The 4,674-nt window shown below is 32.8% G+C and carries 4 protein-coding genes; 3 read left to right on the forward strand and 1 reads right to left on the reverse strand.

Annotated features, from left to right (window positions below):
- Positions 1-541 (forward strand): hypothetical protein (locus tag ACJMLZ_RS05270; RefSeq protein ID WP_405304312.1); only part of this gene is annotated, 541 nt, incomplete at its 5' end.
- A 189-nt stretch (positions 542-730) separates the two neighbouring features.
- A complete protein-coding gene (gene prf1, locus ACJMLZ_RS05275) occupies positions 731-1,975 on the forward strand; it encodes a peptide chain release factor aRF-1 (protein WP_405304313.1) in 1,245 nt (414 codons plus the stop codon).
- On the opposite strand, the gene ACJMLZ_RS05280 is transcribed toward prf1, so the two are convergent.
- Positions 1,972-2,226: a hypothetical protein gene (locus tag ACJMLZ_RS05280; RefSeq protein WP_405304314.1), complete on the reverse strand. Its 255-nt coding sequence runs from the start codon at positions 2,224-2,226 to the stop codon at positions 1,972-1,974. The two genes, prf1 and ACJMLZ_RS05280, sit on opposite strands and share 4 nt — an antisense overlap.
- A gap of 512 nt (positions 2,227-2,738) precedes the next feature.
- Here ACJMLZ_RS05280 and gdhA point away from each other — a divergent pair.
- Positions 2,739-4,073, forward strand: a complete 1,335-nt coding sequence (gene gdhA / locus ACJMLZ_RS05285) for an NADP-specific glutamate dehydrogenase (RefSeq protein WP_405304315.1) — start codon at positions 2,739-2,741, stop codon at positions 4,071-4,073.
- Positions 4,074-4,674 lie beyond the last annotated feature (601 nt).

Raw genomic sequence — 4,674 nt, forward strand, 5'->3', positions numbered from 1 at the left:
TCATGACGTTAATATGGCTAATGATTTCGCAAAGCCGGACTTCATGGATTGGATGAAAAAATACTCTATTTCAGATTCGGGTAGTTCCATAGAAACTCGTTCATCTTATCTTTTGAAAAAATTTAATAAAATCCGTGTTGACATTAAAAATTCGGGAGATGAGGATTGTACTGTTGTGCTTTTGGAAAGTTCCGATGATGAATTAAGATCAAACAGGCCGAATTGGGATTCAATTTATTCAAAAAAGGAGCTTGCGCTGTCCAGTTCAAAATCTTCACTTGATTTAAAACTGAAGGTTGTAAATGACGGTACACTAAGGATAAAGCTAAGGTCTCAGAAATTTGAAGACAAAAACGGAAACATATTTCCAATTTATATTGATTTCACCAGATTTGCCATAGATGGGAAAGATATCATCAATAATAAATTGATTTCATTCAATAAGCCGTTCTATTATAAAATGGATGTGAAGGATTCTCAAATTGTCAATGTTCATTTGGAATGGGTGCCTTTTAATGAATCATGTGTGTATAATCCTTGAAATAGCAATTTTTTTAAGGGAGCTGTTGGAAGTTAATTGCCCTGTTCTTAAAAAAATTAGTGAATGCCTGAAAATAAAAAATATCAAACCAGTTTTTTAAGGGTTATGGGGCTATTTTTTCATTAATTATTTATATTTAAAAAAATAGATTTATTACTATTATATTAATTTGATTTTTATAGGGATATCATGGCAGGAGTATCATCAAAAGAATTATATGAATTTAAAAAAACATTAAAAGAATTAGCTCAAAAGAGAGGAAGAGGTACAGAGCTTGTTTCAGTTTATATTCCGCCAACTAAACAATTAAGTGATGTTGGTAAGCACATGAGAGATGAAATGGGTCAGAGTGCTAACATTAAGAGTAAACAAACAAGAAAAAATGTACAATCAGCTATTGCGGTAATTTTAGAAAGCATTAAGTTATACAGGCAACCTCCAGAAACCGGTTTGGTTTTATTTGTAGGTATGATTCCTAAAGGCGGTCCGGGTACTGAAAAGATGGAAAAATATATTATAGAACCGCCTGAACCTGTTACAACTTACTGGTATAAATGTAACAACGAATTTTTCTTGGAACCTTTGGAGTATATGATTGAAGAGCGTGATGTGTATGGTGTGGCTGTTATCGATAGAAATGAAGCTACTTACGCTACTTTAAAAGGTAAAAAAGAATCAATTCTTGGCCATTTGACTAGTGGAGTTCCAGGTAAGCATAAAGCGGGTGGTCAATCACAAAGAAGGTTTGACCGTGTAATTGAAGATTTGGCTCATCAATTTTTAAAGCGTATTGGAGATCATATGAACGAGGCATTCCTGCCTCTTAAGGATGATTTGAAAGGAATTATCATTGGCGGACCGGGTTTTACTAAAAAGGATTTCTATGACGGGGATTACCTTCAATATGAACTTAAGGACAAGGTAATATCCATAGTCGATACCTCCTATACGGGTGAGGAAGGTATCCGTGAGGTCATTGCCAAATCAGCCGATGATTTGGAAAACCTGGATGTAATGCAGGAAAAGAAACTCGTTCAAAGGTTCATTCATGAGTTAAGAAAGGATAAGGGACTTTACTCATATGGTGAAGATGAAGTAAGAAACAACTTGACCATGGGTGCGGTTGACGTATTGCTTTTATCCGAAGATTTGTCCAGCATGCGCAAAACATTTGTCTGTCCTAGCTGCGGAACACAAAAGGAGATTACCGTCAAGACTCAGGCCGAAGCAGATAAATTGGAAGAAAGATGTCCTAATTGCAATGAACGTCTAAAAGAAGAATCTTCCATGGATCTGGCAGATGAATTTGTTGAAAAAGCTGAAGAAATGAATACTGATGTTGAGTTTATATCTACCGAAACCGAAGAGGGAATGCAGCTTTTCAGAGCTTTTGGTGGAATAGGTGCAATATTAAGGTATTATGTGGATTATTAGTTATTATAGGAATTTGGTGATTTGTCCAAATTTTTTATAATATTCCTTTTTCTTTTTTGTTTTTTTGGAGTGTAATACTCTTTTAGCCCTTCTTCCATGCGTATTCTGTTTATCAATCTAAAAAATAGTTCTTTGTCTACTGGTGTGTCTTTATTTATTTCTATGTATAGTGAGTGCATATTTCTGTTTTTTGTTAAATAGCTATTTTTTAATTTCTCATACTGGCTTTTGGTAACTCTATTTCTGTTCATTAATTTCCACCAAATTTTTATGATTTTGTCTATCAGAATTCAAATTTCACTAGACATTAATAGTTAATATATTAATAATGATATATAAAGAAATATGCTTTTTTATTTTGTATATATTTTTGTTTAATTTTATTTTGGCTATTTTTGGATTTGTTCTAAATTTGGCATAATCGGCATGTTATTTTTGTACATTTTGTTTTTTCCATTCTAAAGTTAGGGGGTGGCAACCATTTTCCGACTTTGTCCATCAATTAATAATTTTTAATAGACATTTTGAATTAATATCTAAAAAGAAATATTTAAATAAACATAATTTTTTGAATAAATTATAAAATGTATAAGATTATTATTAACTTATCTGAAAAATATTCGAATATTTTATTAAAAATTGAAAAATATTTAAATATTAGAAGTTTCATATAATTAACTATATTGTTAAATGTTGCTGCGAGCCAGTAAAAAAATTTGAAAATTTAATGATATAAATCTAAATTCTATTTGGAGGAATATTTTTGTCATACGTAGATGATGTAATTGAAACTATTATAGAACAAAACCCTTCCGAACCGGAATTCCACCAAGCTGTACGCGAAGTATTGGAATCCTTAAGGGTTGTAATTGAAGAAAATGAAGAAGAATACAGAAAAAATGCACTTCTTGAAAGGTTGACTAATCCGGAAAGGCAATTAAAATTCCGTGTTCCATGGATAGATGACAACGGACAGGTACAAGTAAATACTGGATACCGTGTACAATTCAACAGTGCAATTGGACCTTACAAAGGCGGATTACGTTTCCACCCATCTGTAAACGTAGGTATTATTAAATTTTTAGGTTTCGAACAAATTTTCAAAAACTCCTTAACCGGTCTTCCAATTGGTGGAGGAAAAGGTGGATCTGACTTTGATCCTAAAGGAAAATCCGACAGGGAAATCATGGCATTCTGTCAGTCTTTCATGACAGAATTATGCAAATACATTGGTGCCGATACTGATGTTCCAGCAGGAGATATTGGTGTAGGCGGTCGCGAAATCGGTTTCTTATTCGGCCAATACAAAAGAATCAGAGGTTTATACGAAGGAGTATTAACTGGTAAAGGATTATCATTCGGTGGTTCACTTGCAAGGACTGAAGCTACTGGATATGGATTATTATACTTCACTAACGCTATGTTAAAAGCAAACGACATTGATATTGCTGGAAAAACCATTGCGGTTTCCGGAGCAGGTAACGTAGCAATTTATGCAATCCAAAAAGCTCAACAATTAGGCGGTAAACCTGTAACATGTTCCGATTCAACCGGTTGGATTTACGATCCTGAAGGAATCGACGTTGAGTTATTAAAAGAAATCAAAGAAGTAAGAAGAGAAAGATTAACTGCATATGCTGAAGCAAGAGAAAGCGCTGAATACCATGAAGGAAAAGGTGTATGGACAGTTAAATGTGACATTGCTCTTCCATGTGCTACTCAAAACGAATTGCAATTAGAAGATGCAAAAACTTTAGTTGAAAACGGTGTTTTAGCTGTTGCAGAAGGTGCAAACATGCCAACCACCATTGAAGCAACTGAATACTTACAAGAAAACGGCATCTTATTTGCTCCAGGTAAAGCATCCAATGCAGGTGGAGTAGCTACTTCCGCACTTGAAATGTCTCAAAACTCAGAAAGATTATCCTGGACCTTTGAAGAAGTTGATGGTAGACTTCAAACCATTATGGAAACTATTTTCGCAAATGTTGCTGAAGCTGCTGCTGAATACGACATGGACAAAAACTATGTTGCAGGAGCTAACATCGCAGGATTCAAGAAAGTTGTTGACGCCATGAACGCACAAGGAATTGTGTAGAATCATCCACTTAGACAAATAGTTGACAGTTTTAAAGGAAATGTTGAAATTTTATTTCAATCATTTTTCCTTACTTATTTTTAATTTTTTTTCAAATCACTATTTTTAAATTATTTTTAAAAAGAGATTTTGCTGTGAATTGTGTCGTTTTAATGCAGCGAATTAGAAAATACTATTTTTTCGGATTTTTTTGCATTGATTTGTGGTTTTTTTATTGTTTATTACCCTGAAAATAGTTTGTTATTTTAATCTTTTGTAAAATTTTGCAAATATTTAATAGTTTATGATTCTTAAAAATAAAATAAACAATAATTATTTAAATAATCAATAAATTATAGGTTTTCAACAATCAATTTTAGATTTGAAGTTATTGTTTGATATTTTTCCTAAAAATATTCTTCTATATGTTGAAAATGAAAATTTGTTTAAAAATAGGGAGGAAATGAAAAGCATGATATGGATCATGCTTTTTGAATAAAAAGGTTAATAAAAAAGTTTTGAATTTTAGTTTTTTCTTCTGAGTACTGCGTATCCGCCGATGATTCCGGTTACTGCTAATAATGCTATGATTGGGTTACCGGTCACAGGCATAGTGTGGGTT

The organism is Methanobrevibacter sp. (genome assembly GCF_045126245.1).
Lineage (GTDB): Archaea > Methanobacteriota > Methanobacteria > Methanobacteriales > Methanobacteriaceae > Methanocatella.